The following is a 17,064-nucleotide window of genomic DNA, read 5'->3' as shown; positions in this document are numbered from 1 at the left end:
CCATGCAAGACGGCCGCACGACCCTTTCCAAATTCCTGATCGACACGCTCGATCGTCAGCCGGGCGGCGCAGGCCCGGCGCGCAATGCGGGGCTCGCCGCGCTCCTGATCGACGTGGCCGCCGCGATCAAGTCGATCTCGGCCATGCTCACCAAGGGCGCGCTGAGCGGCCACTACGGCTCGGCGCAAAGCATCAACACGCACGGCGAGGAACAAAAGAAGCTCGACATCACCACCAACGAAACCTTCGTGCAGCAATGCGAGTGGGACGGGCTGCTCGCGGCGATGGCCTCCGAAGAGATGGAGGACATCTATCCGATTCCGCCGGGCTACCCGCGCGGCGATTATCTGCTCGCTTTCGATCCGCTCGACGGCTCCTCGAACATCGACATCAACGGCGTGGTGGGCTCGATATTTTCGGTGCTGCGCCATGAGGACGGGTCGGTGGACACGTCGGTGGATGAGAGCGCGTTTTTGCGGCCCGGCTGCGAGCAGGTCGCGGCGGGCTACGCCGTCTACGGGCCTGCGACCATGCTCGTGATCTCGGTCGGCAACGGCACGCACGGCTTCACGCTGGAGCGCGACATCGGCAACTTCGTGCTCACGCATTCCAACATTCGTATTCCTGAGGATACCTGCGAGTTCGCCATCAACGCCTCGAACGAGCGCTTCTGGGAGCCGCCCGTGCGCCGCTATGTGCAGGAGTGCAAGGACGGCCGCAGCGGCTGCCGCACGAGCGACTTCAACATGCGCTGGATCGCTTCGATGGTGGCCGAGGTGCATCGCATCCTCATGCGCGGCGGCGTGTTCATGTATCCGCGCGACTCGAAAACGCCGGTCATGGAAGGGCGTCTGCGCCTGCTCTACGAAGCCAACCCGATGAGCTTTCTCGTCGAGCAGGCGGGAGGACTGGCGATTACCGGGCGCGAGCGCATTCTGGACGTCACGCCGCGCACGCTGCACGGCCGCGTGCCCGTGATTCTCGGCTCGCGCAACGAGGTGGAGCGCATCGGCCGCTACCACGACGAATACGACCGCGGCACGGATCAGCCCTTCACGTCGCCGCTTTTTGGCCGGCGCTCGCTGTTCCTGCCGGGGTTCTCTGCATAAGGCCTCGCCCCGCGACCGATTCGAATACTCATATCAGGAGACACGCGCATGTCCATCAAGCACCCGATCATCGCGGTGACCGGCTCGAGCGGCGCCGGCACCACGACCGTGATGAAGAGCTTCACGCATATTTTCCGCCGCGAAAAGATCGATGCGCAGATCGTGGAGGGTGACGCGTTCCATCGCTACGACCGCCACGGCATGCGCGATGCCATGAAGCAGCACGAGCGCGACGGCATGCCGAATTTCAGCCACTTCGGCCCGGAGGCGAACCTGCTGGAGGAACTCGAAACGCTGTTCGCCAGTTACGCGGAAAACGGCGCGGGGAAGCTGCGCCACTACGTGCACGACGAAGCCGAAACGCAGCGCTACAAGCAGGACGCGGGCACCTTCACGCCCTGGGAGGACGTGCGCCCGGACACCGACCTGCTGTTCTACGAGGGTCTGCATGGCGCGGCCGTGAGCGAAGGCGTGGATATCGCGCGGCACGCGGACCTGCTGATCGGCGTCGTGCCGATCATCAACCTCGAATGGATCCAGAAGCTGCATCGCGACCAGACCATGCGCGGCTATTCGCACGAAGCGGTGGTGGACACGATCCTGCGGCGCATGCCCGACTACGTGAACTATATCTGCCCGCAGTTCTCGCGCACGCATGTGAATTTCCAGCGCGTGCCCACCGTGGACACCTCCAATCCGTTCACGGCGCGCGAGATTCCGCAGCCCGACGAAAGCTTTGTCGTGATCCGTTTCGCGCGGCCCAAGGGCATCGACTTCCCGTATCTGCTGACCATGCTGCACGACTCGTTTATGTCGCGTCCCAACGTGATCGTCGTGCCGGGCGGCAAGATGGGGCTCGCCATGCAGCTCATTTTCACGCCCATGATCCTGCAACTGATCGACCGGCGCGCGCGTGCCTGAAGCGCTTAGCGCGCTTGGGGCGCTTCTAGCGCGCAGTGCAACACCGCTTATCGCTTACCAGGAGACTTGCCATGAGCGACGTCGCTGATTCCGCCGTTACCTCATCCGCCGCGTGCGAGACCCGCCCGATGGCCAACGCGCTGCGCATGCTGGCCGTCGATGCGGTCGAAGCCGCGAAGTCCGGTCATCCGGGCATGCCGCTCGGCATGGCCGAGATTGCCGTGGCGCTGTGGGACCGGCATCTGAAGCACAACCCGCGCAACCCCGCGTGGCCCGACCGCGACCGCTTCGTGCTCTCGAACGGCCACGGCTCGATGCTGCTCTACGCGCTGCTGCATCTCACGGGCTACGACCTGCCGATCGACGAAATCAGGCGCTTTCGCCAGTGGCACAGCAAGACGCCGGGGCATCCCGAAGTGGGCGTCACGCCGGGCGTGGAAACCACCACGGGGCCGCTCGGGCAGGGACTCGCCAATGCGGTCGGCATGGCGCTCGCCGAAGCGCTGCTCGCACGCGAATTCAACCGGCCCGCGCATACGATCGTCGATCACCGTACCTATGTCTTCGCGGGCGACGGCTGCCTGATGGAAGGCGTCTCGCATGAAGCGGCTTCACTTGCGGGCACGCTCAAGCTCGACAAACTCACCGTGCTTTACGACGACAACGGCATTTCGATCGACGGGCACGTGGCGCAATGGTTCGCCGACGACACGCCCGCGCGCTTCGCCGCCTACGGCTGGCATGTGGTGCGCGATGTGGACGGCCACGACGTGGAAGCGGTGGACCGCGCCTTGCGCGGCGCGCGCGCGGCGGGTCGCCCGACGCTCATTTGCTGCCGCACGGTGATCGGCAAGGGCGCGCCTTCGAAGGCGGGCACGCACGACGTGCACGGCGCGCCGCTCGGGGCAGCGGAGGTCGCCGCCACGCGGCAAGCGCTCGATTGGCCGTATCCGCCGTTCAGCATTCCTGACGATATTCGCGCGAGCTGGGATGCCCAGGAGCGCGGCGAGGCGGCCGAGGCGGACTGGAGCCGGCGTTTCGCGGCGTATCGGCGGCACTATCCGCACGAAGCGGCCGAGTTCGCGCGCCGGATGGAGGGCACGTTGCCCGCGCATTGGCGCGACGCCGTGCAGGCGATGCTGCGCGACGCGAACGGCGCGGCCCAATCGCTCGCCACGCGCAAGGCTTCGCAGCAGGCCATCGCCGTGCTCGCGCGCGTATTGCCGGAACTGCTGGGCGGCTCGGCCGACCTCACCGGCTCGAACCTGACCGACTGGCCCGCGGCGCAAGCGATCCACGCCGACGATGGCGGCCTGCAAGGCGGCAACTATCTGCACTACGGCGTGCGCGAATTCGGCATGAGCGCGGTGATGAACGGTGTGGCGCTGCATCGCGGACACATACCGTTCGGCGGGACCTTTCTCACGTTTTCCGACTACGCGCGCAACGCCCTGCGCATGGCGGCGCTCATGAAAACGCGCGCGGTGTTCGTGTTCACGCACGATTCGATCGGCCTTGGCGAGGATGGCCCGACGCATCAGCCGGTCGAACACGCGGCGAGCCTGCGGCTCATTCCGGGCCTCGACGTCTGGCGGCCGTGCGACACCGTCGAGACCGCGCGCGCGTGGGCGAGCGCGGTGGAGCGCGAAGGCCCGACCTGCCTGCTGCTCAGCCGCCAGACGCTGCCGTTCGTCGCCCGCGACGACGCGCAGATCGACGCGATCGAGCGCGGCGGCTACGTGCTGCGCGACTGGCCGCGCGCTGAAGGCGAGCGCGTAGTGTTGATCGCCACGGGCTCGGAAGTCGCGCTGGCGCTCGAAGCCGCCACGCTGCTCGCCGAAGCGGGAGTCGCCGCGCGCGTCGTATCGATGCCATGCACCAGCGCGTTCGAGCGCCAGCCGCCTGCGTGGCGCGATGCGGTGCTGCCGCCGGGCGTGCCGCGCGTGGCGGTCGAAGCAGGCGTGCGCGCGTTCTGGCGGCAATACGTGGGGCTGGAGGGCGGCGTGGTGGGCATCGACCGCTTCGGCGAATCCGCGCCCGCCGCCGCGCTGTTCGAGCATTTCCAACTGAATGCGAACGCGGTGGTGCAGGAAGCGCGGCGCGTGACCCGGCACATCACCCGGCGCGCGCCCTGAAGCCCAGGCGAGCGCGGCAACCCGTTTCCGATTCGACCTCAAGGAGTTTGCAATGGCGTTCATGGCACTGCGTCAATTACTCGACCACGCCGCCGAGCACGGCTACGGCGTGCCCGCGTTCAACGTCAACAACATGGAGCAGATCCACGCGATCATGCAGGCCGCCGAATCCACGGCGAGCCCGGTGATCCTGCAAGCGTCGGCGGGCGCGCGCAAATACGCGGGCGAGCCGTACTTGCGGCATCTCGTGCTGGCCGCGCTGGAGGCACACCCCGACATTCCGCTCGTGCTGCACCAGGATCACGGCGCGAGCCCGGCGGTGTGCCAGCAGGCGATCCGCTCGGGCTTCACCTCCGTGATGATGGACGGCTCGCTCATGCCCGACCAGAAAACGCCCGCCACGTACGACTACAACGTGGACGTGAGCCACCGCGTGGTGGAGGCCGCGCACGCGGTGGGCGTTTCGGTGGAAGGCGAACTGGGGTGCCTCGGCTCGCTCGAAACCGGCTCGGCGGGCGAGGAGGACGGTGTGGGCGCGCAAGGCCTGCTCACGCGCGAAAGCCTGCTCACCGACCCGCACGAGGCGCGCCGTTTCGTGGACGCGACAGGCGTGGACGCGCTCGCCATCGCCATCGGCACCTCGCATGGCGCGTACAAGTTCAGCCGCCAGCCGACCGGCGACATTCTCGCCATCGACCGCATCGCCGATATTCATGCGCACGTGCCGAACACGCATCTCGTGATGCACGGCGCGTCGTCGGTGCCGCAGGAGTGGCTGGCGATCATCCGCGAATACGGCGGCGAGATTCCGACGACCTATGGCGTGCCGGTCGAGGAAATCCGGCGCGGCATTGCGCATGGCGTCCGCAAGGTCAATATCGACACCGATATCCGCCTCGCGATGAGCGGCGCGATGCGCCGGTCGATGTCGCACGCGCGCGCCGAGTTCGATCCGCGCGCCGCGTTGAAGGCGGCCACGGCGGCGGCGAGCGCCGTGTGCGTGGAGCGCTTCGAGGCGTTCGGCTGCGCGGGCCAGGCGCCGCGCATCAAGCCGTTGCCGCTGGAGGCGATGGCGCGCCGCTACCACTGAGCCGCCGCGAAGGAGACAGCCATGCGCGACACCCTGATTGCCCCCTCGCTGTTGTCGGCGGATTTCGCCCGTCTCGGCGACGAAGTTCGCGACGTCACGGCGGCGGGCGCGGACTGGATTCATCTCGACGTGATGGACAACCACTACGTGCCGAACCTCACGGTCGGACCGTGCGTGTGCGCGGCGATCCGCCCGCATGCGAGCGTGCCGCTCGACGTGCATCTGATGACGACGCCGGTCGACGCGCTCGTGCCGGGCTTCGCCGAGGCGGGCGCGAGCGTGATCACGTTTCACTCGGAGGCGTCGCTGCACGTGCACCGCACGCTCGAGCTCATCAAGTCGAGCGGCGTGCGCGCGGGGCTTGCGCTCAACCCGGCCACACCGCTCGCGGTGCTCGACCACGTGATCGACCGGCTCGACGTGGTGCTCGTGATGTCGGTGAATCCCGGCTTTGGCGGCCAGGCGTTCATTCCCGAAACGCTCGACAAGCTGCGCGCCTTGCGCGAGCGCGTTGACGCGTCGATGCAGCGCACCGGGCGGCGCTTGCTGATCGAGGTGGACGGCGGCGTGAAAGCGGCCAATATCGCGCAGATCGCCGAGGCGGGCGCCGACGTGTTCGTGGCCGGTTCCGCCGTGTTCGGCGCCAACGACTACGCGCAGGCCATCGGCGCGTTGCGCGGCGCGCTCAGGTCACGCGCGGGCCACGTGGCGGAGGAGAGGGCGGCGATGGCGCGCTGATCTTGCGCGCGCCACCACCGTTGCGCCCTCAACGTTTCTTCATGGTCTCGCCGGGAGCGCACCATGCCGAGAGATCGTGCGCATCGCGCTCGACGGCACAGCCCCAGTCCAGCGGCTGATCCTGATCGAAGCGTTTGCCAAGACGCCACGCGATCTCCGCGCGCGCGAGTTGCACGCCCATATAAAAGGCGTGACCGCCATCGGCTTCGAGTTGCAGTTGCGGGTAGAGCGCGAACGGGTCGACGGCGCGGCGATGGCCGTCGCGGTTGTACACGTGAATGCCCTCGGCGCTGACCTGCACGCGGAAGTTCGGGTCGCGCACCTGGCTCGCCAGTTCGTCGATTTCGTCGGCGCTGTAGGGAAACGGGCGTTTGGCGTGCACGGTCGCGAGGTCTGCGGTGATGCCCTTGGGCAGCACCTGCGCCTCGCGCGCCGCATGCATCACGCGCCGCGCCACGTCGGCTTCGCGCACGGCGCGCCGCGCGTGCAGGCTCACCGAGGTGGTGAGCACGGCGCTCACGCGCAACTCGGCCGCCATGCCGAGCAGCACCGCATTGATGCCGCTGGTGTCGGCCTCGGTCAGCTCCGTCACGTTGCCGATGCCCATCATGATCGGCGCCTGCGGGTGGCGTTCGCGCAGTTGCACATAGCGCGCGATGGAGGCGGCAAGGCCAAACGGGATCGGGTCGAGAATCGGGTCGGCGAGAAACGCGCGGCCGCGCGCGGCGCAATGCTCGATCGCCGCGTCGAGCGTGGCGGGCTCGCCCGGCTGGCGCGCCACGAGAATGGGCGTGGCGGGCACCTCGTCGGCGATCCATAGCGTGTCGAGGTTCAGGCTCATCAGGTAGTCCGCGCCCGCACGCCCCCCGCGCAGCAGTTCCTCGCTGCGCATCGAATCGACGCTTACACGAAAGCCTTCTTCCTTCAGCCGGCGAACCGCGTCTTCGAGGTGCGGGAACGGTGTATCGGGCAGGCAGCCGATGTCGATCACATCGGCGCCTTGCGCGGCATATATGCGTGCGCGCGCGGCAATGGCGTCGGGGTCGAGATGCGGCGCATCGACGATCTCCGCGAAAATGGCTGTTTCGTAGTGCGTGAGATCGAACGGCTTCGCGGCGCGGCCGAAGTATTGCGGCAGATCCTTCACCTCCTCGGGGCCGCGCTCGAACGGCACGCCGTAGTGTTCGCTCAGCGCGGCGAGGTCGCCCCGGCAGCGGCCCGGCACGATCACGCGCTGCGCGGCGAGCGGCGCGCTCACGCGGCGGCGGATCATGTCGGCCGTCATCAGCGCGGCGACCTGAAGGCCGATTTCGCGAATCTCCCAGCTGAACGGTGTGGGCGCCATGCTGTCCAGCACGCGCGTGAGGCTCTTTTCGGCGAGCCGGCCGGTCAGGAAGACGATGTGATCCATGCGAGACCGAATGTCGACAGGCGGGCGTCGAGCGCCGTTTTGAGCTCGTCGAGCGAACGCACGAGCGTGGTGTGTTCGAAGCGCGACAGGCGCTCAACGTTGTCGAGTTCGATCCGCCGCGGGCGCAGCTCGACCCATTCGTTCGGGCTGTGCGTGACCACGGTCGGCTCGGTATCGCACGCAAAAACGATGCCGGGGATGCATTGCTTGCCGGCTTGGGCGTACATGTTGGTGGGCAAGGTGTCGGAGATGCCGAATGCGCATTTGGCCACGGTATTGCTCGTGGCGGGCGCGATCACCACGGTGTGATAGATGCCCTGGTAGAGCATGCCCACCGGCACGCCGCTCGCGCTGTTGTCGCGCAGCACGCGAAAGTGGTTGCGCAGCTTCGCCAGGGTCCAGCCATAGAGCGGCAGCACCTCCTCGGCGGCCGCCGAAAGAAAGAGATCGACGCACGGCAACGCGAGGGCGAGCGCGAGCGACTCTTCGAGCAGATGCCCGGAGCCGGTCACGCACCACGCGAAGCGGGCGTCGGCGCGAAAGTCCGTGAGACGGCGGGCGGGCGCCTGGGTCATGCCGGTTTTTTCATGCGTGCGTTATGCGTGCGTTATGCGTGGATCACCCGTGGATCATGCGTCGTCGTCATCGGGCGCCGCGCTGTCGTGCGAGAGCCGGATATGCAGCCGGCGCATCTTGCGGTACAGCGTGTTGCGGCTGATGCTGAGCGCCTTGGCCACGTTGCTCACGTTCCAGCGATGCTCGTCGAGCAGCGAGAGCACCGTCTCGCGCTCTTTTAGCTGGAGCGCATTGAGCGCGGACAGGTCCGCGTCGTCGGCCTGGTGTTGCAGCGCCGCCTGCGCCGGCGCGTGCGCGGCGGCGGGGGCCTCGATCTGCGGCCCGCGTTGGGTGATTTCGGCGGGCAGGTCTTCGCTGCGGATCAGTTGCCCGTCGCACAGCGCGATCGCCATCTGCAAGACGTGGCGCAACTGGCGGATATTGCCGGGCCACGGGTAAGTGAGCAGCGCGTGCTGCGCTTCGGGCGAGAGCTCGGGCGGATCGTTGTCGGTTTCGTTCGCGAGCAGATGGTGGATCAGCGCGAGCTTGTCGACGCGCTCGCGCAGCGGCGGCAGCGTCAGCTCGACGCCCTTGAGCCGGTAATAGAGATCCTCGCGGAATTGCCCGCCGTGCACGAGTTCGAGCAGATTGCGGTGGCTCGCGCTCACGAGCTGGAAATCGACCTTGACGGTCGTTTCCGCGCCGAGCGGCGTGACCTCGTGCTCCTCGATCACGCGCAGCAGGCGCGCCTGCAACGCGAGCGGCATGTCGCCGATCTCGTCGAGAAAGAGCGTGCCGCCGTTGGCCTGCACGATCTTGCCGCGCCGCCCTTCGCGCTGCGCACCGGTGAACGCCCCGGCGCGATAGCCGAACAGTTCGCTCTCGATGAGGTTTTCGGGCAGCGAGGCGCAATTCACCGGCACGAACGGGCCCGATGCGTGCGGGCTGATGCTGTGCAGCGCCTGCGCGAACACTTCCTTGCCGGTGCCCGTCTGGCCGCGCAGCACGATGGGAATCTTGCGTTGCACCACGCGTGCGGCGAGCTGGATTTGCGAAGCCATGAGCGGGTCGCCGAATTCGAGGTGCGCGATCTCGTCGATGCGCGGCGGCGGGCGCTTTTCGGGCGCACGGCTGCGCGGCACGGGCGCGGAAACCGCGATGCGCGTGCTCAGGCCCGCGCTGTTCTGGGGCGTTTGCGCGACGAGGAAGAAGCGGTTGCTCGCATTCGCGCTATAGACGGTGATGGGGTGGAACGAGCCGCGGATGCTGCGCGCGATCATGTCTTCGAGCGACGCGTTGAACGCCTCCTCGATGCGCCGGCCGCGCAACTCGCTCAGCTCGCGAAAGCCGAGCTGGAAGAGGGCGCTGCGGTTGGCGGCGAGCACCGTGCTGTCGTCGGCCACGGCCAGCTTGCCGCCATGCAGCGTGCCGACGAATTCCGGGCGGCTATGAAAATGAATCATGTTCGCGTGCCGGTAGCGCGCATCGAGCAGGCGATTCTCGATCATTTGCCGCGACATGCCCACGAGCACGAGCGAATGCTGCTGCAAGAGCTTGGAGCGGCTCGTCACGTCGAGCACGCCGGCGATCTCGCCCCGGTCGTCGAAAATCGGCGCGGCCGAGCAGGTGAGCGACGTATAGCGCGGATAGAAGTGCTCGTGCTGGCACACGGCAATGCACTCGCGCTCGGCCAGACATGTGCCCATACCGTTGGTGCCTGCTTCGCGCTCGCTCCACATCGCGCCTACGCGAAAGCCGTCGGCGGCGACCGCTTCGGCGAACGGCATCGACGAGACCTGGTGCACGATGACCCCGCCCGCATCGACGAGCGCGACGGCCAGCTCCGGGTCGGCCAGTTGCTGATAGAGCGTGGTCATTTCGAGCCGCGCGCAGGCGATCAGATCGCTCACGGCTTCGCGGCGCTGGCTGAGTTCGTAGTCCGTTAGAACGGGCGGAGGCGAGAAACGTGAAGGATCGAGCTTGAACTCGTTGACACAGCGCGCCCACGACTGCGCAACCGGCTCGCTCGTGGGACGGGTCGCCAGTTGGCGGTTGACGACATTCATGACTTCACGGACGTGCAAATTGCTGTCAGTGAGCAACGACATGGGGTTTGTCTCCGTTGCGTCAATGCCGTGCGCACGGGCAGGCATTGCGACGAAGGAACAGCCCTTCGTTGCATCACCCTGTTGAACCATGCGCGACGATCATCGCCGCTTTATCGAACTTCTGTTTCCCCTGGCGCCGCGACTTCTGAGGCTGCGTGCGCGCTGAGTGTCCCGCCCTGTCATCCGGCGTTGGCTTAAAACTTTACGCCCGATGCCGGTTCCGTTCAATAAGCAATCTCAACAACTTGCGCGGGTGCGCCCGCTTTTTGCTTCTCCTCGCGCCATGCCGTGCCGCAGCGTACGGACCGATGTACTTAAACACACGGATAGACGCGGCGGCGGACCCGGGTGTTGCAGCTTTGGCGCAAAGTGCTTCGCTTCCTGGGCACCGTGTACCGCTTTGCGCCGATCCGATTCGCATCAACTCGCCATTTGCCGCATTGCGGCGGAGGACACCATGTATCGAAACCCGATCGACAACGCCTGCCTTGATGGTTTCTCCAGCGCTTGCGCCGGCGCCGGGGCGCTCGATGGGCCCGATTTGCCCGCTCGCGAGACGCTGCCTGCGCGCATGGACATCGTGTTCATCGAGAACTTCATTGGACAGACGGTGATTGGCATCGACAGCAGCGAGCAGGACGTTGCCCAACCCGTTCGCATGAACCTTGCCATCGGCGTGCCCGTGCTTCGGGCGTGCAGCACCGATCGCATCGAAGACACCGTCAATTACGCGGCCGTGCGTGGCGCACTGCATGCGTTGCTCGCTTCGCATGGGGTGAGGTTGCTTGAAGCGCTTGCTGAAGCGGTGGCGCGGTTGCTGATTGTGGAGTTCGGTGCGCACTGGGTGCGGGTGGCGATTGCCAAGCCGGATAAGTTTGAGGATGTGGCGGCGGTTGGGGTGGTGATTGAGAGGCGTAGGGGGAAGGTGGGGGGGGCGATTTCTGGGTATGCGGGGCTTGGGGAAGGGCTTTTTCCTAATTAGGTTTTGGGGTGGTTTTTTTGCTTTTCGCGGTTTTTTGTTTTTTCGCGTTTCCTTGTTTTCGTGTCGGTCTGCCAGGGTTGCCCCTGTGCGGGGCGGCACCTACTTTTCTTTGCAGCGGCAAAGAAAAGTAGGCAAAAGAAAGCCGCTCAAACCGCCAATGCCTGCCACGGTTCACCCCGCACCGCACCAGGTAGTGGCTCCGGAGCATCCGGCACCCCGCACCTTTGAACGTAGTGACAAGGCAGTCATACTTCCCGCTGCTCGCTTCGCGCGCTGCGGAAAGATCTGCATGGGAAACCCGCCTTGCGTCACGCGGGGTTGGTGGTTTTGGCTATGCCCTTCGGGGCGCGTAGCGCCGCCGGAAGGATGAGCCCTTTGTCACTCAGTTAAAAGGTGCGAGGTGACAGACGCTCCGGAGCCACTAGCTGGCGTGGTGCGGGGTGAACGGTGGCGGGCACTAGCGGTTTGAGCGGCTTTCTTTTGCCTACTTTTCTTTGCCGCTGCAAAGAAAAGTAGGTGCCGCCCCGCACAGGGGCAACGCTCGCAGACCGACACGAAAACAAGGAAACGCGAAAAAACAAAAAACCACGAAAAAACAAAAAAGCCCTCTAAACTTCAAGGCGCCGAAGCCGTCTTATCCTTCCCCAACCCACAACTCCGATAAGCCTCCGTCTGCAAAGTCCGAAACCGCTTGGCCTGCGCCTTCGCGCGATCGACGCGAAACTCCGACCCACCTTCACCACCCAGCGTCGCGTACTTGGCAAACGTCGACTGATCGACAAACTCATCATAGGGCAGCACAGCGGCCATCTTGTCGATCACGCACGAGCACTTATAGACGTTTGCAAAATCGTGCCCGTTATCGTCCATGCATCCCAGCACGTATTCCACGCGCCCTTGTGTCGGGTAGTTGTACCCGCTCGCCGGCGCGGGCGATTTAGGCGCGTCGTCGTCCGCGCGGGCGAGCGGCACAGCGAACGCGAAACAGGCACAAGCCACCAGCGTAAAACATCGTAGGTTCATTTCACGCCTTCATGAATGGAGTCGCATCAGGCGGCGGCCCGCGCGAGGCGCAAGCCGCCATGCTCTCTCTCGCCGCGCTCAGTTCGGCGCGAACGGATGCGCCACGCTGCCTTTCTTCGCCACCACTTCGGCCGCGCTCGGTTCGCCGTTCACCGCGCGCTGGATCGCCTCGCGCGTGGCCTTGTAGTTGTACTCCTGAATCTTCTTGTCGTCCTCCGCCTGCCAGTGAATGAACACGCCCACGCACAGGAACAGGTCGTCGGCTTCGGCCTGCGGGATCGTGCCGTCCTCCACGCTGTCCGCCACCGCGAGCGCGACCGCGTGCTGCGCCGGTCCGAACATCTGCACGGCCTGGCGCGCGCCCTTGATCGTCACTTTGTTGAACAGGATCGTGTTCGGCTTGGCGAGCAGGTTCGGTGCGACGACTGCAAGCAGCGATGTGAAGCCATCCTTATTGTTGGTGAGCGCGTTGCAAAATGCGGTTTCCGCAGCCGAACCTCGCGGTCCGATCAGCAGGTCGATGTGCGCGACTTCGTTGCCATCGCCGACGAGCGACTCTCCTATCAGGACGCGATTGATCTTGGCCATGCTGTTCCTCCGATGAATGGACTAGGGACTTGCCGACTGAGTTGCCGTCCAGGTCGGCGCAGGACGGCGATCGACGGGCGGCGGGTTGTGACACGGTGGCATTGACTAACAGGATCCGTGCCAGCGCATGCACAGACTCACGCTGCGCGCGCCGCGGCGAGGCAGCCCGCGACGAACAGCGTCGCCACGGTGAGGTCGGCGCTCGTGCCGGGGTTGATGCCGCGTGCCTTCAGGTCGGCATCCCATGCGTCGAACCCGGCGAACGGGTCGAACGGTGCGTGCGCATCGAACGTGATCGGGCCCGTGCCGCGCAGCGCCGCGAGCCATTGGGTGTGCCGCTCGCGTGCCGCAAGCGTGACACTGTGCGCCACGGCGTCGCCCTGCTTACGCACAATGTGAGAGTCGGGCCAGCGATCGAGGAAGGCGAGAAAGACGTGGAGCGTGGCCAGCTGCGGCTCCCCGGCGGGCATCTCGCGCCATGCCGCGAGGCCGGTCTCGAACACGTCGCGAAAGCCGTTCGCGTACTGGCGCGCGATGCTGTCGCGCGCGGCGGCGAGCGTCATCGCCTCGCGCAGCGCGATCGTGGGCGCGGCGTGCACCGATTGCTCGGGCGCGTCGCCCAGGCCCCCAGGGTTGGCGAGTGCGATCGCGCGATAGGCGAGGCGCGCGTCGTCGAGATCGAGCCGCGCCAGCACGCTTTCGGTCGCTTCGCGCCACGCGCCCTCAGCCAGTGGCAGCGCCGTGTTTTCCAGCGCGGCGGCGAGCGGCGCGACGAGCAGCACGATGCCGAGGTTCGTATTGCAGCCGGCGGCGTCGCGCGTGCGCGCGACCGCGTCGAGCACGCGGCTGCCCACGGGCACGCCGGGCGTGAACAGCGCGCCCGCGGCGGCTTCGGCGCTGGCCAGGAACTGCGCCGCGCGCATGCCGTGGCCCGCGCTGCGCTCGCTCACGTTGCCCGGCTTGGGTGTTTCCACGTCGAGCCGGCAGGCGTCGAGAAAAGCTTGCCGCGCCCGCGCGATGGCGGCCGGCGTCGGGTCGCCCGGCGGCTCAGCCACGGCGTTCGTGCAGCGGCACCACGGCGGCGGTGCTCGCGTCGCTGGCGCGCGCGAGCGCTTCGCGTTGCGCGGGCAGCCTGCGCCCAAGCAGATCGTCGACGAGCGCCGCCGCGATATCGATAGCCGTGACCGATTGCAGGCCGCGCCACGCCGCCACGCCGTTGACCTCCAGCACGAGCGGACGCGCCGCGTCGTCCGGATCGGGGATCAGGTCCACGCCAGCGTAGTCGAGTCCGAGCGCTTCGGTCGCGCGTATCGCCGTGCGGGCGAGGGCCGCGTCGAGTTCGGCCGCTTCGCACTTCGCGCCTTGCGCGACGTTGTGAATCCAGCCCTTGCCGCCCGTGCGCCGCATCGCCGCCACGGCCCGCCCGCCGATCACGAGCACGCGCCAGTCGAAGCCCGCGCGCCCCGCATCGACATAACGCTGCAAATAGGCCACGTCGCGGTACGGTTTGAGCGAGGGCAGCGGCGCGAGCGCACGAGGGCGCGCGCCCGCGGGGCCGAGCCGCCTGAGGCCGTGGCCTTGCGAGCCGAACAGCGGCTTGAGCACGACCCTGCGCCCGGCCGCCGCCTCGCGCATCAGCACGCGCTGCGCAAAGGCCGCCGATTCGCCCACCCACGTCGCGGGCGTCGGCACGCCGCTGCGATGCAGCAAAAAGCTCGTCATCGACTTGTCGACGCTGCGCTCGATCGCGCGCGCGTCGTTATACACGGGCACGCCCGCTTCGCGCAGCGCGTGCAGAATGCCCAGGCGCAGCGTGACCTGCTCGAAGGTGCCGCCGGCAATGCCGCGCACGAACACGGCGTCGGGCAGCGTGCGGCCGAAGCCGGGCAGCATCAGGCCGTGAGGCGTCCACGTGGTGTCGATGCGGCATTGCGCGAGATCGACGCAGCGCGCCTGCGCACCGCGCGCGCGAAAGGCCCGTTTGAGCCGCGCGGTATGCCAGCCGGTCTCGTCGGTCATGATGGCGATGCGCAGCGACGTCTGCGCGCGGGGGGCGCTCAAGTCGCTCAAGTCGCTCAAGCCGGGCAAATCGAGGCTCATGACGCGGCGCTCCACTGGCCGTGCAGCACGGCCGCGTCCACGCGTCCGCCGTGCCAGGTCGCGCCGCTTTCGAGGCTGCTTACCCACACCTCGGCGGGGGCGAACAGCGCGGGATCGATCTGGTAGAAGTCGTGGTTGAACGCGGTGAAGATGTCCGCGAACGGGCGGCCGTAGTCGCGCGAGGTCGAAGCGGGCAGTTCGGCCGCGAGGCGCTTCGCCACGGCGTCATGCTTCACGGTGAGATGCACGCGGCCGCCGTAGAGGATCGCGTCGTTGGTGCGGCCCATCGCCTGGAGGCCGTCGGGCGCGGGCGGCGGCAAGGGCGCGGAGCCGCCCGCTTCCACCACTTCGTCGAGCGGCACGCCGAGCACATGCGTTTTGTGCAGCGCGACTTCGACCACGCGCGCCACCACCTGTACCGTTCCCGCGACAGAGTGCGTCGGCGTGACGATGAGCGTGAGCTGCGCGGGCGTGAGGCCGCAGTCGTGCAGCACCTTGTCGATCACCACCTGGGGCGGCAGGCGCTCGACTTCGAGCACCAGCGCGCCGCGCGCGTGGCGATCGCGGTAACCCAGTTCCGCATAGAGCGGCTCCTTCACGGCCAGCGCGCGCGCGGGCCCCGAGCCCAGCGAGAAGAACTTCTTGCCGCCGGTCTGCTCGCGCGTGGCCGAGAGGCTCCATCCCGCGTACTGGCTGCCCAGGCACGCGAGCACCGGCCACGAGGTGCGCACTTCGATCATGCTCGGCCACAGCGGCTGCGCGTCCAGGCTTTCGCGAACGGTGACGTGGCCAAGCCCGCCCATGCAGATGCGCGCGATCAGCACGCCTGCCGCGACGCTGCCCGGCGCTTGCGCGCCGGCGTCGACGAGCACGGTGCCGTGCGCCGTGTGGCTCACGGCGGCGCCGAAGCGCGGCGCGTCGTCCACGAGCCGGGCGACGAGGCGCTCGCTCAGCGCGTTCACACTCGGCGCATTGGGGCCGACGGGCGGCGGGGTGTCAGGCGTTGCAGGAGAGTCGGTCATGGTCGGGCTCGGTTTTTTGCCCGGTTGGGTACGCCGGGCTGGGTTCGATGCGTTGCAGAACGCGCGTTTGCTGCGCGTCGAGCAAGCGCAGCACGGCCTTCACGGAGGGCGCTCGCACGAGCAGCGTGCAGACGGGCTGTCCCGCTTCGATGCGCGTGCCGGGCATCGGCACGTCGCGGCAGCGCGGGTCGCGCAGGCAGGCGTCGCTGAAGGCTGGCGAGACGTCGAACGCGTGCGACGCGAACAACACGCGCTGACCCGCTCGGCCGCGCGCGCGCTGACCCGCTCGCCCGCGCGCGTGGGGGGCTGCGCAGGCCGCGTAGGTCGCGGTTGCGGGCGGCAGGCGGTCATGCAGGCAGGCTTCGATATGCCAGGCGAGCAGCCCGCGCGGCCACGTGCGTGGCGCGGCGGTTTCGTAGAGCGCCATCGTCGCGGAAGGGCGCGTGTTGATCTCCAGCAGCGCGAAGGTGTCGCCGTCCAGCAGGAAGTCGCAGCTATGCATGCCCGTGAGGCCGGTTTGCGCGCAAAGCGCGGCGATGGCCGCGCACACGCGCGCGGCGATAGCGGGCGCGAGGTCGATCGGCCCGATCGAACCCGCGTGCACGAAGGGCAGGCGCCCCATCGCGCAGACGAGTTGCTCCGCGAAGCCGATCACGCGCGCCGTGCCGTGCGCGGCGATGATCAGCGCGGAGAGCGGGCGGCCGCGCATGTGCCGCTGGAAATAGGCCGGCGAGGGATCGTGCTCGCCAAAGCCGGCCAACGCGTGCAGATCGCCGACGCTTTCCGCGCGTTCGATATGGGTGCCTCCGCAACCTTCCGCGCGCTTGATGAGCCAGCCTTGCGGCGCGGCGGGCGGCGCGAAGCGCACGGGAGGGTGAGGGATCGCGAGCGCGTCCAGCAGCGGGAAAAAGCGCCGTGGCTCGCGCACCGCCGCGCTCGCCGCAACAGGATTGCCGATGAAGCGCGGCAGCCCCGGTGCACCGCATAGCCGCGCGACGAACGGTTCCAGCCCGCTGCCCGCGATCCAGCCGATCAAGCCCGGCGCTTGCGCCGCGCGCGCGAGCGCTTCGGCGAGGCGCTCGCCGTCGATCGACAACGGCGCGCCGCCGCCGATGTCGGTCCATTGCGCGGCGGCCGCGCGCGTGTCCCGATCGCCGAACGCGTCGAGCGCGAACACGCGCAGGCCCGAGCGCGCGGCGGACTGCGCCAGCATGCGCGCGGACAGTCCCGCGACCGCGATGCAAGGCGCCGGCGTGGTGGGTCTCATGGGCGCTTCATGACC

Annotated in this window: 15 protein-coding genes; 6 read left to right on the top strand and 9 right to left on the bottom strand. The window is 67.6% G+C overall.

Translation table 11 applies throughout. From position 1 onward, the window contains the following. Positions 1-2 precede the first annotated feature (2 nt). From C7402_RS28800 to rpe, 5 genes are all read left to right on the top strand, one after another. Complete coding sequence (locus tag C7402_RS28800) at positions 3-1,109, top strand: class 1 fructose-bisphosphatase (RefSeq protein ID WP_116613027.1); 1,107 nt, start codon at positions 3-5, stop codon at positions 1,107-1,109. A gap of 48 nt (positions 1,110-1,157) precedes the next feature. Next, a complete protein-coding gene (locus C7402_RS28795) occupies positions 1,158-2,030 on the top strand; it encodes a phosphoribulokinase (RefSeq protein ID WP_112178298.1) in 873 nt (290 codons plus the stop codon). Between the two features lie 71 nt (positions 2,031-2,101). Then, entirely contained in the window at positions 2,102-4,165 is a 2,064-nt protein-coding gene (tkt, locus tag C7402_RS28790; protein ID WP_116613026.1) for a transketolase, read from the top strand. A gap of 52 nt (positions 4,166-4,217) precedes the next feature. Continuing rightward, complete coding sequence (gene fba, locus C7402_RS28785) at positions 4,218-5,255, top strand: class II fructose-bisphosphate aldolase (protein WP_116613025.1); 1,038 nt, start codon at positions 4,218-4,220, stop codon at positions 5,253-5,255. Positions 5,256-5,276: 21 nt separating this feature from the next. Further along, positions 5,277-5,993, top strand: a complete 717-nt coding sequence (gene rpe, locus C7402_RS28780) for a ribulose-phosphate 3-epimerase (RefSeq protein ID WP_116613024.1) — start codon at positions 5,277-5,279, stop codon at positions 5,991-5,993. Between the two features lie 28 nt (positions 5,994-6,021). On the opposite strand, the gene C7402_RS28775 is transcribed toward rpe, so the two are convergent. From C7402_RS28775 to C7402_RS28765, 3 genes are read right to left on the bottom strand one after another with little or no spacing between them, the layout of a single operon-like run. Further along, a complete protein-coding gene (locus C7402_RS28775; RefSeq protein WP_116613023.1) occupies positions 6,022-7,404 on the bottom strand; it encodes a DUF6513 domain-containing protein in 1,383 nt (460 codons plus the stop codon). Next, positions 7,383-7,979, bottom strand: a complete 597-nt coding sequence (locus C7402_RS28770; RefSeq protein WP_116613022.1) for a flavoprotein — start codon at positions 7,977-7,979, stop codon at positions 7,383-7,385. The genes C7402_RS28775 and C7402_RS28770 overlap by 22 nt, the downstream gene beginning before the upstream one ends. Before the next feature lie 54 nt (positions 7,980-8,033). Next, positions 8,034-10,067, bottom strand: coding sequence for a sigma-54-dependent Fis family transcriptional regulator (locus C7402_RS28765; protein WP_112178292.1), 2,034 nt, complete (start codon positions 10,065-10,067; stop codon positions 8,034-8,036). A 457-nt stretch (positions 10,068-10,524) separates the two neighbouring features. Here C7402_RS28765 and C7402_RS28760 point away from each other — a divergent pair, with 457 nt between their 5' ends. Beyond that, positions 10,525-11,049, top strand: coding sequence for a dihydroneopterin aldolase (locus C7402_RS28760; RefSeq protein WP_112178291.1), 525 nt, complete (start codon positions 10,525-10,527; stop codon positions 11,047-11,049). Positions 11,050-11,664: 615 nt separating this feature from the next. On the opposite strand, the gene C7402_RS28755 is transcribed toward C7402_RS28760, so the two are convergent. The 6 genes from C7402_RS28755 to C7402_RS28730 all read right to left on the bottom strand — a co-directional run bounded on the left by C7402_RS28755 (position 11,665) and on the right by C7402_RS28730 (position 17,049). After that, complete coding sequence (locus C7402_RS28755) at positions 11,665-12,072, bottom strand: hypothetical protein (RefSeq protein WP_116613021.1); 408 nt, start codon at positions 12,070-12,072, stop codon at positions 11,665-11,667. 78 nt (positions 12,073-12,150) lie between these two features. Then, positions 12,151-12,660: a formaldehyde-activating enzyme gene (fae, locus tag C7402_RS28750; protein ID WP_116613020.1), complete on the bottom strand. Its 510-nt coding sequence runs from the start codon at positions 12,658-12,660 to the stop codon at positions 12,151-12,153. A 137-nt stretch (positions 12,661-12,797) separates the two neighbouring features. After that, entirely contained in the window at positions 12,798-13,715 is a 918-nt protein-coding gene (locus C7402_RS28745; protein ID WP_208949017.1) for a triphosphoribosyl-dephospho-CoA synthase, read from the bottom strand. Further along, positions 13,708-14,760 carry an ATP-grasp domain-containing protein gene (locus tag C7402_RS28740; RefSeq protein WP_116613019.1) on the bottom strand — a complete coding sequence of 351 codons (1,053 nt, stop codon included), beginning with the start codon at positions 14,758-14,760 and terminating at the stop codon, positions 13,708-13,710. Before C7402_RS28740 ends, C7402_RS28745 begins: the two co-directional genes overlap by 8 nt. Next, a complete protein-coding gene (gene mch, locus C7402_RS28735) occupies positions 14,757-15,782 on the bottom strand; it encodes a methenyltetrahydromethanopterin cyclohydrolase (protein ID WP_116613018.1) in 1,026 nt (341 codons plus the stop codon). The genes C7402_RS28740 and mch overlap by 4 nt, the downstream gene beginning before the upstream one ends. Beyond that, complete coding sequence (locus C7402_RS28730; RefSeq protein WP_116613141.1) at positions 15,757-17,049, bottom strand: ATP-grasp domain-containing protein; 1,293 nt, start codon at positions 17,047-17,049, stop codon at positions 15,757-15,759. The genes mch and C7402_RS28730 overlap by 26 nt, the downstream gene beginning before the upstream one ends. Positions 17,050-17,064: the final 15 nt, after the last annotated feature.

Origin of the sequence: Paraburkholderia unamae (assembly GCF_003096875.1) — a bacterium.
Lineage (GTDB): Bacteria > Pseudomonadota > Gammaproteobacteria > Burkholderiales > Burkholderiaceae > Paraburkholderia > Paraburkholderia unamae.
Note: the sequence above shows the minus strand (reverse complement) of the source record. Positions and strands in the feature narration are given on the sequence as shown.